Source organism: Agromyces tardus (genome assembly GCF_003710805.1).
Lineage (GTDB): Bacteria > Actinomycetota > Actinomycetes > Actinomycetales > Microbacteriaceae > Agromyces > Agromyces tardus.
This window is the reverse complement of the sequence record NZ_RHHB01000017.1, coordinates 47,979-61,076: the sequence shown is the minus strand read 5'-3', so window position 1 is coordinate 61,076 and position 13,098 is coordinate 47,979. Positions and strand designations below refer to the sequence as shown.

The window sequence follows — 13,098 nt, the reverse complement described above, 5'->3', positions numbered from 1 at the left end:
TCGTCGCGGCCCGCGGCGTCGCGGGCGCACCTGCGTGCGCCCCCGCCGTCGCGCCGGCCGTCGACCCGGCCGCATCGTCCACCACGGGCTCGAGCGGCGCCGCGAACTGCGCCTCGTAGAGCCGCGCGTACGCGCCCCCTGCGGCGAGCAGTTCGGTGTGCGTGCCCTGCTCCACGATCCGCCCCGCCTCCATCACGAGGATGAGGTCGGCATCGCGGATCGTCGAGAGGCGGTGCGCGATCACGAAGCTCGTGCGGTCCCGCCGCAGCGCGTTCATCGCGTGCTGCAGCAGCAGCTCGGTGCGCGTGTCGACCGAGCTCGTGGCCTCGTCGAGGATGAGCACCGCGGGCTGCGCGAGGAACGCGCGCGCGATCGTCACGAGCTGCTTCTCGCCGGCGGACAGGTTCGACGCCTCGTCGTCGAGCACGGTGTCGTAGCCGTCGGGCAGGGTGCGCACGAACCGGTCGACGTAGGTGGCGCGAGCGGCGTCGAGGATCTCGTCCTCGGTGGCGCCGGGTCGCCCGTAGGCGATGTTCTCGCGGATCGTGCCCGTGAACAGCCACGTGTCCTGCAGCACCATGCCCATGCGCGAGCGCAGCTCGTCGCGCGTCATCCGCGTGATGTCGACGCCGTCGAGGGTGATGCGGCCGCCGTCGAGCTCGTAGAACCGCATGATGAGGTTGACGAGGGTCGTCTTGCCGGCGCCCGTGGGCCCGACGATCGCGATCGACTGGCCGGGCTCCGCGGTGAGCGACAGGTGGTCGATGAGCGGCTTGTCGGGCTCGTAGCGGAACGACACGTCCTCGAAGACCAGGCGGCCGGATGCCTCGGACGCCGCCTCGCGCGGCGCCTCCGACTCGACGGGGTCGGCCACCTGCTCGTCGGCGTCGAGCAGCTCGAACACGCGCTCGGCGCTCGCCACCCCCGACTGCAGCAGGTTCGCCATGGACCCGAGCTGGCTGAGCGGCTGCGTGAACTGGCGCGAGTACTGGATGAACGCCTGCACGTCGCCGAGGCTGATGGAGCCCGCCGCGACCATGAGCCCGCCCACGACGGCGATCGCGACGTAGACGAGGTTCCCCACGAACATCATCGCGGGCATGATGATCCCGCTCACGAACTGCGCGCCGAAGCTCGCCTCGAACAGCTCCCCGTTCTTGTCCGTGAAGGTGCGTTCCACCTCGTGCCGGCGGCCGAACACCCGCACGAGCGCGTGCCCCGTGTACGCCTCCTCGATCTGCGCGTTGAGGGTGCCGGTGTGGGTCCACTGGGCTACGAAGAGCTTCTGCGAGCGCTTCGCGATGACCGTGGTGATGAACAGCGTGAGCGGGATCGTCACGAGGGCGATGAGCGCGAGCAGCGGCGAGATGAAGAACATCATCGCGAGCACGCCCACCACGGTGAGCAGCGACGTGAGCAGCTGGCTCATGGTCTGCTGCAGCGACTGCGAGATGTTGTCGATGTCGTTCGTGACGCGCGAGAGCAACTCGCCCCGCTGCATCCGGTCGAAGTACGCCAGCGGCAGGCGGTGGATCTTCGCCTCGACCTCCTCGCGCAGGCGGAAGACGGTGCGCTGGGTCACGCCGTTGAGCACGTAGCCCTGCGCCCAGCCGAAGAGCGACGAGAGCACGTAGAGCACGAGCACCCACCCGAGCACCATGGCGAGGGCGGTGAAGTCGATGCCGGCGCCGGGCGTGAGCTGCATCGCCGAGACCATGTCGGCCTGCTGCACGTTGCCCGACGCGCGCAGCTGGTCGACGACCTGCTGCTGCGTCACGCCCGCCGGCATCTGCGACGAGATGAACCCCTCGAAGATGATGTTCGTGGCCTCGCCGAGGATCTTCGGGCCGAGCACCGAGAAGGTGACGCTGAGCACGCCGAGCAGCACCACGAACACCACGGCCGCGCGCTCGGGGCGCAGCCGGCCGAGCAGTCGCTTCGCCGACGGACCGAAGTTGAGGGACCTCTCGGTCGGCATCCCCGCGCCGGCGAAGGGGCCGCCGCCCATCGGGCCGCGCCGTGGCGGCATCGGCATCCGGGCGGGCGCCGCCTGCCGGGTCTCGGGCGCGCTCATGCCGCCTCCTCCACGCTCAGCTGGCTCTCGACGATCTCTGCGTACGCCTCGGACGAGGCCAGCAGCTCCTCGTGCGTTCCCTGGGCCGTGATGCGGCCGCCCTCGACGACGAGGATCTTGTCGGCGCCCACGATCGTCGCGACCCGCTGGGCGACGACGATCATCGTGGCATCCGACACCGACCGGCTGAGCGCCGCGCGCAGCCGTGCGTCGGTCGCGGTGTCGAGGGCCGAGAACGAGTCGTCGAAGAGGTAGATCGGCGGATGCTTCGCGAGCGCCCGTGCGATCGACAGGCGCTGCCGCTGGCCGCCCGACACGTTCGTGCCGCCCTGCGCGATCTGGGCGTCGAGCTGCCCGGGCATGGAGGCGACGAAATCGCGCGCCTGGGCGATCTCGAGCACGTCCCAGAGCTCGCCGTCGGTGGCATCCGGATCGCCGTAGCGGAGCGTCGAGCCGACTGTGCCGGCGAACAGGTACGGCTTCTGCGGCACGAGGGCGAGCTGCGCGTTGAGCACGTCGGGGTCGAGCTCGCGCACGTCGACGCCGCCGATGCGCACGCTGCCGCCGGTCGCGTCGAAGAGCCGCGCGATGAGGTTCACGATCGTGGTCTTGCCCGAACCGGTGGCGCCGATGATCGCGGTGATCTCGCCGGGTTCCGCGACGAAGCTCACGTCGTGCAGCACGGGCTCCTCGGCGCCGGGATATGCGAAGTCGACGTTGCGGAACTCGACCGTGCCGGGGAGGGTGATGGCGCTGACGGGCTCGTCCGGGTCGGCGACGCTCGACGTCGTCGCGAGCACCTCGTGGATGCGCCCGGCCGAGACGGCCGCGCGCGGCAGCATGACCGCGATCATCGTCGACATCATGACGGCCATGAGGATCTGGATGAGGTAGGTCAGGAACGCTGTGAGCGACCCGATCTGCATCGAGCCGTCCTGGATGCGGAACGCGCCGAACCACAGCACGGCCACGCTCGAGACGTTGAGGACGAGCAGCACCACGGGGAAGACGAGGGCGAACAGCCGTCCGGCGCGCAGCGCCGTGTCGGTGAGGGAGGCGTTGGCCTCGGCGAACCGGTCGCTCTCGACGCCCTCGCGCACGAAGGCGCGGATGACGCGGATGCCGGTGAGCTGTTCGCGCAGCACGCGGTTCACGCCGTCGATGCGCCGCTGCATCGACTGGAACAGCGGCACCATCCGGCTGATGATGAGCCCGACGGCGATGAGCAGCACGGGCACCGCGACGACGAGGATCCATGAGAGCTCGAGATCCTGGCGGAGCGCCATGATCACGCCGCCGATCGCGAGGATGGGCGCGGAGACGAGGATCGTGCACGACATGAGCACGAGCATCTGCACCTGCTGCACGTCGTTGGTGGAGCGGGTGATGAGGCTCGGCGCGCCGAACCGCGTGACCTCCTGCTCGGAGAACTCCCCCACCCGCCGGAACACGCCCTGGCGCACGTCGCGGCCGAACGCCATCGCCGCCTTCGCCCCGAAGTACACGGCGGTGATCGCGCACGCGACCTGCAGCAGGGTGATGCCGAGCATGACCATGCCGGTGGAGAGGATGAACCCCGTGTCGCCCTTCACGACGCCCTCGTCGATGATCTCGGCGTTGAGGGTGGGCAGGTACAGCGAGGCGATCGACTGCGCGAGCTGGAACACGACGACGCCCAGGAGCAGGGCCCCGTAGGGGCGCAGGTACTGTCGCAGGAGTCTCATGAGCATGGCGCGGCACCCTTCTCGTCGAGGCGGATGCCGTGCACGACGAGGTGGGCGAGCTCGGCGGGACCGAGCCCCGACGTCGGCCCGAAGTGCGGCATCGCGGAGGCGAAGGCGATGAGGCGCACGAAGGCGAACACCTGCGAGGGCGGCACGCGGAGCGCGTCCAGGTCGGGTGCCAGCAACTCCTCGAAGATCGCGACGATGACGTCGGGGTTGCGCATCTGCGGGGGCCGCGGCTTGCCACCGAGCGCGGCGAACACGCCGAAGATGCCCGCGAAGCGCTCGAGCATGCGATCGAGCACGAGCTCCACCTTGAGCTCGAGCGGCAGGGTCGGATCGATGCGCCGGAGCGCGTCGCGGAACGGACCGGGGTCGAGGAACTGCTCGACGGCGGCGTCGATGATCGCCTCCTTGTCGTCGAACACCCGGAAGAGCGTGCCCTCGGCCACGCCCGCGGCGTCGGCGATCTGGCGCGTCGTGACCTCGTGACCGTGCGCGGCGATGAGCGGCAGGGTCGCACGTGCGATGGCGGCGCGGCGCTCGTCGACCGGCATCGGGCGGGCGCGCGTGCTGCGCGGAGGGCTCGTCGTCATGCGCGGGAGCCTACTGAGTGAGCACTCACTCCGCAAGACTCCCGGGCACGCCGAAGGCCGGGCGACCGCAGAGCGCCACCCGGAACGAGCGCGACGGGCTCAGCCCTGCGCGGTGCGGGTGCGGCCGCCGAGGGCGCGCTCGTCGCGGTTGCCCGCGAGGTCGCGGCGCAGCTCCTTCGGGAGCGAGAACATGAGGTCCTCCTCGGCCGTCTTGACCTCGGCGACATCGCGGTAGCCCGCGTCGGAGAGCGCCTCGAGCACCTCGGTGACGAGTTCCTCGGGCACCGAGGCGCCGCTCGTGACGCCCACGGTCGCAACGCCGTCGAGCCACTCCTGCTTGATCTCGCTCGCGTAGTCGACCCGGTACGCGGCCTTCGCACCGTACTCGAGCGCGACCTCGACGAGGCGCACGCTGTTCGAGGAGTTCGCGGAGCCCACGACGATGACGAGCTCGGCGTCGGTCGCCACCTTCTTGATCGCGACCTGGCGGTTCTGGGTGGCGTAGCAGATGTCGTCGCTGGGGGGATCCTGCAGGTTCGGGAACCGCTCGCGCAGGCGGCGCACGGTCTCCATGGTCTCGTCGACCGACAGCGTGGTCTGCGAGAGCCAGACCACCTTGTCGGGGTCGCGCACCTCGATGTCGGGCACGTCGTCGGGGCTGTTCACGAGCGTGACGTGGTCGGGCGCCTCGCCCGCGGTGCCCTCGACCTCCTCGTGGCCCTCGTGGCCGATGAGCAGGATCTCGAAGTCGTCGCGTGCGAACCGCACGGCCTCGCGGTGCACCTTCGTGACGAGGGGGCACGTCGCATCGATCGCGTGGAGGCCGCGGTCGGCCGCGGCGCTCACGACCGCCGGCGAGACGCCGTGGGCGCTGAACACGATGTGCTCGCCCTCGGGGACCTCGTCGACCTCCTCGACGAAGATCGCGCCCTTGGCCTCGAGCTCGGTCACGACGTGGATGTTGTGCACGATCTGCTTGCGCACGTACACGGGGGCGCCGTAGTGCTCGAGCGCCTTCTCGACGGCGATCACCGCACGGTCGACGCCCGCGCAGTAGCCGCGCGGCGCGGCCAGCAGCACCCGCTTGTGTCCGGGCACGGGGTTATCCTTGAGCCGGCCGCGCACGCTCGGGATTCTGGGCATGCCGAGGCCGATTCGCGGGGCATCCGTCAAGCTCGTCACGATGTCCATCCTACGGGCCGCAGACTGACGAGCGGCTCGGAGGACTCGATGGCGGACGCACCGGCGACACGTGATGCGCCGTGGCCCGTCGCCCTCCTCTCGGGCAAGCTCCGCGACTACATCGATCGGCTCGGCACCGTGTGGGTCGAGGGCGAGGTCACCCAGTGGGGCGTCTCGGGCGGCAACGTCTACGGCAAGCTGAAGGACCTCGAGGCCGACGCCACGATCTCGTTCACGATGTGGTCGTCGGTGCGCGCGCGGCTCGACGAGCAGTTCAAGCAGGGCGACCACGTCGTCGCGCTCATCAAGCCGAGCTGGTGGGTCAAGGGCGGCTCGCTCACCATGCAGGTCTTCGACCTCAAGCACGTCGGCCTCGGCGACCTGCTCGAGCGGCTCGAGCGGCTCCGCGCCCAGCTCTCCGCCGAGGGCCTCTTCGCCGAGAGCCGCAAGAAGCGACTCCCGTTCCTGCCGGGCGTCGTCGGGCTCGTCACGGGCCGCGACTCCGACGCCGAGAAAGACGTGCTGCGCAACGCGCGGCTGCGCTGGCCCGCGGTCGAGTTCCGCACGGTGTACGCGGCGGTGCAGGGCGACCGCACCGCCGTCGAGGTCGTCGCCGCGATCCAGCGGCTCGACGCCGACCCCGACGTCGAGGTCATCATCGTCGCGCGCGGCGGCGGCGACTTCCAGAACCTGCTGGGCTTCAGCGATGAGCGCGTCGTGCGGGCCGCGGCCGCCGCATCCACTCCCATCGTGAGCGCGATCGGCCACGAGGCCGACCGGCCGTTGCTCGACGAGGTGGCCGACCTGCGCGCCTCGACCCCCACCGATGCCGCGAAGCGCGTGGTGCCCGACGTCGCCGAGGAGCTCGTGCGCATCGAGCACCTGCGCGCGCGGCTCGGAATGCGGCTCACGTCGATCCTCACGCGCGAGATCGACCGCATCGGGCACCTGCGTTCCCGTCCGGTGCTCGCCGACGCCTCGTGGATCGTCGACCGGCGGGCCGACGAGCTCACCCGGTGGGTCGCGCGCGGCACCGAACTCGTGGGCCGCACGCTCGAGCGCGCGGCATCCCGCACGGCCGAGCTGCGAACGCAACTGCGGGCCCTCTCGCCGCAGGCCACCCTCGACCGGGGCTACGCGATCGTGCAGGGCGCCGACGGCCACGTCGTGCGCGCGCCCGGCGGAGCGCCCGCGGGCGCTCCGCTCGTCGTGACGCTCGCCGAGGGGTCGCTCGCAGCGACGTCGCAGGGGCCTGTCGGCGACGCCGAATAGAATGGCGGCATGCCCCCCACCACGGATGCCGCCGAGCTGAGCTACGAGCAGGCGCGCGACGAGCTCGTGCGCGTCGTCGCCGAACTCGAGCAGGGCTCCGCGACGCTCGAGCAGTCGCTCGCGCTGTGGGAGCGCGGCGAGGCCCTCGCGGCCCGCTGCGAGGAGTGGCTCGTCGGCGCGAAGGCCCGGCTCGACGCCGCACGAGCGGGGGCACGCGACGCAGCACGCGATGGCGCGGCATCCGACACCGCCCGTCCTGCCGCCGACGGCGGAGTCCGCTGATGGCCCAGCGCCCCCCTCGCGTGGTCGCCGAGCTCGGCCGCCCCGAGACACCCGAGGAGACCGCCGCGCGCAAGGCCGAGACCTCGCGCAAGCACCGCCAGCGCCAGACCCTCAAGAACCTCGTGCTCGCCCTCGCGGCGAGCCTCGGCATCGTCTTCATCATCGTGCTGCTCGTTCCCCGCACCAACGGGCCCATCGATCGCGACGTCGACGTGGCCGCCGTCGCGCAGCAGGCGCAGCTCGGCCTGCCCGAGCAGCTCGCCGTGCCCGAGCTGCCCGAGGGCTGGAGGTCGAACGCAGCCGAGCTCCGCGTGAACGGGGTCGACGGCGTCACCGCGTGGTACGTGGGCTACCTCACCCCGAGCGACGAGTACGTCGGCATGTACCAGGGGCTCGACGCGAACCCCACGTGGGTCGCCGAGCAGCTCTCGCGCACCATCGCCACGGGCGTCGTCACGATCGACGGCGTGCAGTGGACGGTGTACGACAACCGCCGGGCGAGCGGCGACGTCGGCAACGCCCGGTACGGCCTCGTCACCGAGGCCGGCAGCAGCACGTTCGTGCTCATCGGCACGGCGACCACCGAGGAGTTCGAGACGCTCGCCACGGCGCTCGCACCCGCCATCGACGCACAGCGCTGAGAGGAGCCCCGTGAGCGACACGCCCACGCCGCACCGTCCCTCCACCCCCGCCGACACCTGGCGCGAACTCCGCGCGGGCAACGAGCGCTTCATCACCGGCGCACCGCTGCACCCTCGACAGGACGTCGAGCGTCGCACGTCGCTGGCGGGCCAGCAGCGGCCGCTCGTCGCGATCTTCGGATGCAGCGACTCGCGCCTCTCGGCCGAGATCATCTTCGACGTCGGCCTCGGTGACGCGTTCGTGGTGCGCAATGCCGGGCAGGTCATCTCCGATTCGGTCATCGGCTCGCTCGAGTACGCCGTCGGCGTGCTGGGCGTGCCGCTCATCCTCGTGCTCGGGCACGACCAGTGCGGCGCCGTGCGGGCCGCGATCGACTCGCTCGGTCCGGAGCCCGATCCGCTGCCGCCGCACATCGCCGGCCTCGTCGGGCGCATCGTTCCCGCCGTGCGCCGCGTCGCAGGCGGAGGCGACGGGCCCATCGAGCCTCAGGCCGTCGACGCCGGATACGTCGGCCGCGAGCACCTGCGCGACACCGTCGCCGAGCTCCTCGACAGCTCCGAGATGATCAGCGACGCGATCGCAGCGGGTACGCTGGCTATCGTCGGCGCGAACTACCGCCTCTTCGAGGGGCGGGCCGAGACCGACATCGTCGTCGGCCGCATCTGACGCCCCCAGCGGCATCCGCCGGGCCGGCACCCCCGACACCGAAAGGGAACACAACGTGGTGGACATCGCCGCCGACTATCGCATCGAGCACGACACGATGGGCGAGGTGCGGGTTCCCGCATCCGCCCTCTACGGCGCGCAGACGCAGCGCGCCGTCGAGAACTTCCCGATCTCGGGCGACACCCTCGAGCCCGCGCAGATCGCAGCGCTCGCTCGCATCAAGAAGTCCGCGGCCATCGCCAACGAGCGGCTCGGCGTGCTCGACGCCGAGATCGCCGGCGCCATCGCCGGGGCCGCCGACGAGGTCATCGAGGGCAAGCACTTCGGCGAGTTCCCGCTCGACGTCTACCAGACCGGCTCGGGCACCTCGTCGAACATGAACATGAACGAGGTGCTCGCGACGCTCGCCTCGCGCACCCTCGGCCGACCCGTGCACCCGAACGACCACGTCAACGCGTCGCAGTCCTCGAACGACGTGTTCCCCACCTCGGTGCACATCGCGGTCACCGGCGCGCTCATCGACGACCTCATCCCCGCGCTCGACCACCTCGCCGTCGCCCTCGAGGCGAAGGCCGACGCGTGGGCGGGCATCGTCAAGTCGGGCCGCACCCACCTCATGGATGCCACGCCCGTCACCCTCGGGCAGGAGTTCGGCGGCTACGCGCGCCAAGTGCGCCTCGGCATCGAGCGCGTCCGCTCGGCACTCCCCCGCGTCGCCGAGGTGCCGCTCGGCGGCACCGCCGTCGGCACGGGCATCAACACCCCCGCGGGCTTCCCGCAGCTCGTCATCGAGCTGCTGCAGCGCGAGACCGAGCTGCCGATCACCGAGGCGGAGGACCACTTCGAGGCGCAGGCCAACCGCGACGGCCTCGTCGAGGCATCCGGCGCGCTGCGCGGCATCGCCGTGAGCCTCACCAAGGTCTGCAACGACATCCGCTGGATGGGCTCGGGCCCGAACACCGGGCTCGGCGAGCTGCACATCCCCGACCTGCAGCCGGGCTCGTCGATCATGCCGGGCAAGGTCAACCCCGTCATCCCCGAGGCCGTGCTCATGGTCGCAGCGCGGGTGATCGGCAACGACGCCACGATCGCGTGGGGCGGCGCCTCGGGCTCGTTCGAGCTCAACGTGCAGATCCCCGTGATGGGCACCGCGCTGCTCGAGTCGATCCGCCTGCTCACGAGCGCATCGCGCCTGCTCGCCGACAAGACGATCGACGGCCTCGAGCCGAACACCGAGCGCGCCAACGCCCTCGCCGGCATGTCGCCCTCGATCGTCACCCCGCTCAACAAGCTCATCGGCTACGAGGCCGCCGCGAAGATCGCCAAGCACTCGGTCGCCCAGGGCTGCACCGTGCGTGAGGCGGTCATCGACCTCGGCTACGTCGAGCGCGGCGAGCTCACCGAGCAGCAGCTCGACACGGCGCTCGACCTGCTCTCGATGACGCGGCCGCCGCAGGCGTAGCGCGCCGGCAGCACCCGCCACGACCTCGAACGCCCGCCTCCTCGAGGCGGGCGTTCGACGTTCACGGGCATGCGCGGCCGCGCCCGAGGGCCGTGCCCGACGCGTCGGCGTTCCGAGAACAGGACGCCACGCCGACTGCGTGACGAGAACAGGACGGCCCGCCACGCCGGTCCATTCGGGTTCCTGTTCTCGTGACAGGCAGCCCGCCCCGACCGGTCGACTGGCCCGCGGCATCCGCCCGCAGCATCCGCCCGCGGCATCCGCCCGCAGCATCCGCCTGCGGCATCCGCCCGCGGCATCCGCCCGCTCGACGCGAAGCGCCCCTCCCGCTCGGGAGGGGCGCTTCGTGCGTCGCCGCGAGGTCGTGGGCCGCGCGGCCACCGTGGTCGGTGCGCGGGGCGCTAGGCGAGCTCCGCCCCGTCGAGCAGCTCCGACACGAGCGCCGCGATGGCCGACCGCTCGGAGCGCGTGAGCGTGATGTGCGCGAACAGCGCGTGGCCCTTGAGCGTCTCGATGACGCTCGCGACACCGTCGTGGCGGCCCACCCGCAGGTTGTCGCGCTGCGCGACGTCGTGCGTGAGCACCACCCGCGAGTTCTGCCCGATGCGGCTGAGCACCGTGAGGAGCACGTTGCGCTCGAGCGACTGCGCCTCGTCGACGATCACGAACGCGTCGTGCAGCGAGCGCCCGCGGATGTGGGTGAGCGGCAGCACCTCGAGGATGCCGCGGTCGACGACCTCCTCGAGCACGTTGTCGGAGACGACGGAGCCGAGGGTGTCGAACACCGCCTGGCCCCACGGGTTCATCTTCTCGCCCTGGTCGCCCGGAAGGTAGCCGAGCTCCTGCCCGCCGACGGCGTACAGCGGCCGGAACACCATGATCTTCTTGTGCTGCTGCCGCTCGAGCACCGCCTCGAGGCCCGCGCACAGCGCGAGCGCGGACTTGCCCGTGCCGGCGCGGCCGCCGAGCGACAGGATGCCGATCTCGGGGTCGAGCAGCAGGTCGATCGCGAGCCGCTGCTCGGCGGAACGACCGTGCACCCCGAACAGTTCCCGATCGCCGCGCACGAGCTTGACCTCGCGCGGGCCGACGACGCGGCCGAGCGCGGAACCGCGCTCGGAGTGGATGACGAGGCCGGTGTTGATCGGCATCCCCTCCACCTCGCTCGTCATCATCGTCTCGTGCTCGTAGAGCTTGGCCATGTCGTGGGATCCGAGCGAGAGCTCCGCCATGCCGGTCCAGCCGCTGTCGGGCGCGAGCTCGGCGCGGTACTCCTCGGCGTCGATGCCGATCGAGGCCGCCTTGACGCGCAGCGGCAGGTCCTTCGAGACGATCGTCACGGCGACGCCGTCGTTGGCGAGGTTGGCGGCGCACGCGAGGATGCGCGAGTCGTTGTCGCCCAGCTGGAGCCCGCTCGGCAGCACCGACTGGTTCGAGTGGTTGAGCTCGACGCGCAGGGATCCGCCCTCGCCGACCGGGATCGGGAAGTCGAGGCGATCGTGCTCGACGCGCAGTTCGTCGAGGATGCGCAGCGCCTTGCGCGCGAAGAAGCCGATCTCGGGGTCGTTCCGCTTCGACTCGAGCTCGGTGATGACCACCACGGGCAGCACGACGGCGTGCTCGGCGAAGCGGAACAGCGCCCGCGGATCCGACAACAGCACCGACGTGTCGAGCACGTACGTCCGCTCGGACTGGGCGACCCCGCCGGGGTTCGCCGTGCGAGGCTGCTGCACCTTCCGGGCGCCTGCCTCGACCTGACCGTCGGACTTGGGGGTTTCGACTGAGGCCACGACCGCTCCTGCCCCGAGCGTTCCGCTCGGCTCACGCGCCGGCCGGCGATCCTCCCACGAGCGGTTCACGAGCCGACTCGATCGGGCTCCTTGCCCGATGCCTCGACGCTACGACCGACGGCCGACATCCGTCGATCCGACACGCGGTGCGAAACCGCTCGTTCACACACCCGCAACCGCGGGCTCACATCGAGACGCGCCGACTCGGCGCCGACGTCGGCGCCCGCCTCGGCGCCGGCGCCGGCGTGCGCGTCAGTACGACGCCGCGGTCCCGTACGACACGAACGCGCCGCGCAGCATCTCGAGCGTCTCCTCCGACAGCGCCGAGTGCACGCTCAGCCGCACGCTCCCCATCCGCGTCGTCGCGGTGACGCCGTGGTTGAACAGCGACGCCGACAGCAGGGTGACCTGCTCGGTCGGGGGTTCCAGCACGACGAGCCCGGCCCGCTCGCGCTCATCGCGCGACGAGGTGACGGCGATCGCGAACTCGTCGGCGAGTTCGATGACGCGGCTCACGTTCTCGGCGATCGCGGAGTTGATCGTCTCGACGCCGACCTCGGCGATCTCCTCCAGGGCCGCGGCGAGGCGCGCCTCGGCGATCGGGTCGGGATTCGAGACCCGGAACGCACGGGCATCGGATGCCGGCGGCGGCACCTCGTCCCACGGCTCGTCCTCCTCGGTGCCGGTGAACCCCGAGAACACGGGCGTGAGGCGGTCGAGGGCGCGGTCGGACAGCGCCATGAGGCCCGTGCCCCACCCGGCACGACACCACTTCTGGCCGCCGGTGAGGATGACGTCCGCGGCATCCCACGGGGCGTCGACGACCCCGAAGCCCTGGATCGCGTCGACGATGAGCAGCCGGTCGCCGATCACCTGCCGGATGCCCTCGATGTCGCACAGGTAGCCCGTGCGCGAGTCGACGAGGCTCACCGCGACGGCCCCGACGTTCGCCTCGAGTTGGTCGCGGATCTGCCCGGGGGTCACCTTGCCGTGGTCGGTCTCGAGCCACACCGGCTGCACCGAGTGCAGCGCCTCGCTTGCGCGCACGGCGGCGATCGGGAGGCTGGGGAACTCGCCGGGTGCGAGCAGCACGCTGCCCGTGAGCCCGAACATCGCGTGCATGAGGCCCTGCGACGTGTTCGGCTGGAACACGATCGAGTCGGCCGGAAGCCCGGTCAGCACGGCCGCGGCGTCGCGCACCCGCTGGTCCTGTTCGCGGAGCACGTCGAGGCTGCCGTGGCGCGCGCGCTGCAGCAGCTGCGTGAATGCCAGGGCCTCCTCGGCCGCCGACGTCGCGAGCGGTCCGACCCGACCGTAGTCGAGGTAGCCGGGCTCCTCGGTGAATCCGGCGTTGAAGTCGTCGATGGTCACTCGGTGTGCCCCTCTCTCCGAGGCATATCATGGCAGA

The 13,098-nt window shown here is 71.3% G+C and carries 11 protein-coding genes; 5 read left to right on the top strand and 6 right to left on the bottom strand.

Annotation, left to right across the window (positions count from 1 at the left end; all coding sequences use genetic code 11):
• The 4 genes from EDM22_RS10435 to EDM22_RS10420 form a co-directional block, all read right to left on the bottom strand.
• Nucleotides 1-2,074, bottom strand: a 2,074-nt coding sequence (locus EDM22_RS10435; RefSeq protein ID WP_245989314.1) for an ABC transporter ATP-binding protein, incomplete at its 3' end; no start/stop codon positions are given.
• Nucleotides 2,071-3,804, bottom strand: coding sequence for an ABC transporter ATP-binding protein (locus tag EDM22_RS10430; protein WP_122936988.1), 1,734 nt, complete (start codon nt 3,802-3,804; stop codon nt 2,071-2,073). The genes EDM22_RS10435 and EDM22_RS10430, both read right to left, overlap by 4 nt.
• Nucleotides 3,795-4,394, bottom strand: a complete 600-nt coding sequence (locus tag EDM22_RS10425) for a TetR/AcrR family transcriptional regulator (protein WP_122936987.1) — start codon at nt 4,392-4,394, stop codon at nt 3,795-3,797. The genes EDM22_RS10430 and EDM22_RS10425 overlap by 10 nt, the downstream gene beginning before the upstream one ends.
• 99 nt (nt 4,395-4,493) lie before the next feature.
• Nucleotides 4,494-5,537, bottom strand: a complete 1,044-nt coding sequence (locus EDM22_RS10420; RefSeq protein ID WP_122936996.1) for a 4-hydroxy-3-methylbut-2-enyl diphosphate reductase — start codon at nt 5,535-5,537, stop codon at nt 4,494-4,496.
• A gap of 87 nt (nt 5,538-5,624) precedes the next feature.
• Here EDM22_RS10420 and xseA point away from each other — a divergent pair, with 87 nt between their 5' ends.
• Genes xseA through EDM22_RS10395 form a run of 5 tightly spaced genes read left to right on the top strand, consistent with a single transcriptional unit; the run spans nt 5,625 to nt 9,900 of the window.
• Nucleotides 5,625-6,848, top strand: a complete 1,224-nt coding sequence (gene xseA / locus EDM22_RS10415) for an exodeoxyribonuclease VII large subunit (protein ID WP_122936986.1) — start codon at nt 5,625-5,627, stop codon at nt 6,846-6,848.
• Nucleotides 6,849-6,857: 9 nt separating this feature from the next.
• Entirely contained in the window at nt 6,858-7,130 is a 273-nt protein-coding gene (locus tag EDM22_RS10410; protein WP_122936985.1) for an exodeoxyribonuclease VII small subunit, read from the top strand.
• Nucleotides 7,130-7,771 carry a DUF4245 domain-containing protein gene (locus tag EDM22_RS10405; protein WP_122936984.1) on the top strand — a complete coding sequence of 214 codons (642 nt, stop codon included), beginning with the start codon at nt 7,130-7,132 and terminating at the stop codon, nt 7,769-7,771. Before EDM22_RS10410 ends, EDM22_RS10405 begins: the two co-directional genes overlap by 1 nt.
• A gap of 10 nt (nt 7,772-7,781) precedes the next feature.
• Nucleotides 7,782-8,438 carry a carbonic anhydrase gene (locus tag EDM22_RS10400; protein WP_122936983.1) on the top strand — a complete coding sequence of 219 codons (657 nt, stop codon included), beginning with the start codon at nt 7,782-7,784 and terminating at the stop codon, nt 8,436-8,438.
• Between the two features lie 55 nt (nt 8,439-8,493).
• The gene (locus EDM22_RS10395; protein WP_122936982.1) at nt 8,494-9,900 is read left to right on the top strand and encodes a class II fumarate hydratase; all 1,407 of its coding nucleotides are present in this window, start codon (nt 8,494-8,496) and stop codon (nt 9,898-9,900) included.
• A gap of 401 nt (nt 9,901-10,301) precedes the next feature.
• Here EDM22_RS10395 and phoH2 read toward each other — a convergent pair whose 3' ends face one another.
• Nucleotides 10,302-11,633 (bottom strand): RNA 5'-3' helicase PhoH2, encoded by a 1,332-nt coding sequence (phoH2, locus tag EDM22_RS10390; protein WP_245989317.1) that lies wholly within the window; start codon nt 11,631-11,633, stop codon nt 10,302-10,304.
• Between the two features lie 309 nt (nt 11,634-11,942).
• Nucleotides 11,943-13,061, bottom strand: a complete 1,119-nt coding sequence (locus EDM22_RS10385) for an aminotransferase class V-fold PLP-dependent enzyme (RefSeq protein ID WP_122936981.1) — start codon at nt 13,059-13,061, stop codon at nt 11,943-11,945.
• Nucleotides 13,062-13,098: the final 37 nt, after the last annotated feature.

Coding starts and splice junctions, on each gene's coding strand:
- EDM22_RS10430 (WP_122936988.1), bottom strand. CDS start 3,804: ATGCTCATGAGACTCCTGCGACAGTACCTGCGCCCCTACGGGGCCCTG.
- EDM22_RS10425 (WP_122936987.1), bottom strand. CDS start 4,394: ATGACGACGAGCCCTCCGCGCAGCACGCGCGCCCGCCCGATGCCGGTC.
- EDM22_RS10420 (WP_122936996.1), bottom strand. CDS start 5,537: ATGCCCAGAATCCCGAGCGTGCGCGGCCGGCTCAAGGATAACCCCGTG.
- xseA (WP_122936986.1), top strand. CDS start 5,625: ATGGCGGACGCACCGGCGACACGTGATGCGCCGTGGCCCGTCGCCCTC.
- EDM22_RS10410 (WP_122936985.1), top strand. CDS start 6,858: ATGCCCCCCACCACGGATGCCGCCGAGCTGAGCTACGAGCAGGCGCGC.
- EDM22_RS10405 (WP_122936984.1), top strand. CDS start 7,130: ATGGCCCAGCGCCCCCCTCGCGTGGTCGCCGAGCTCGGCCGCCCCGAG.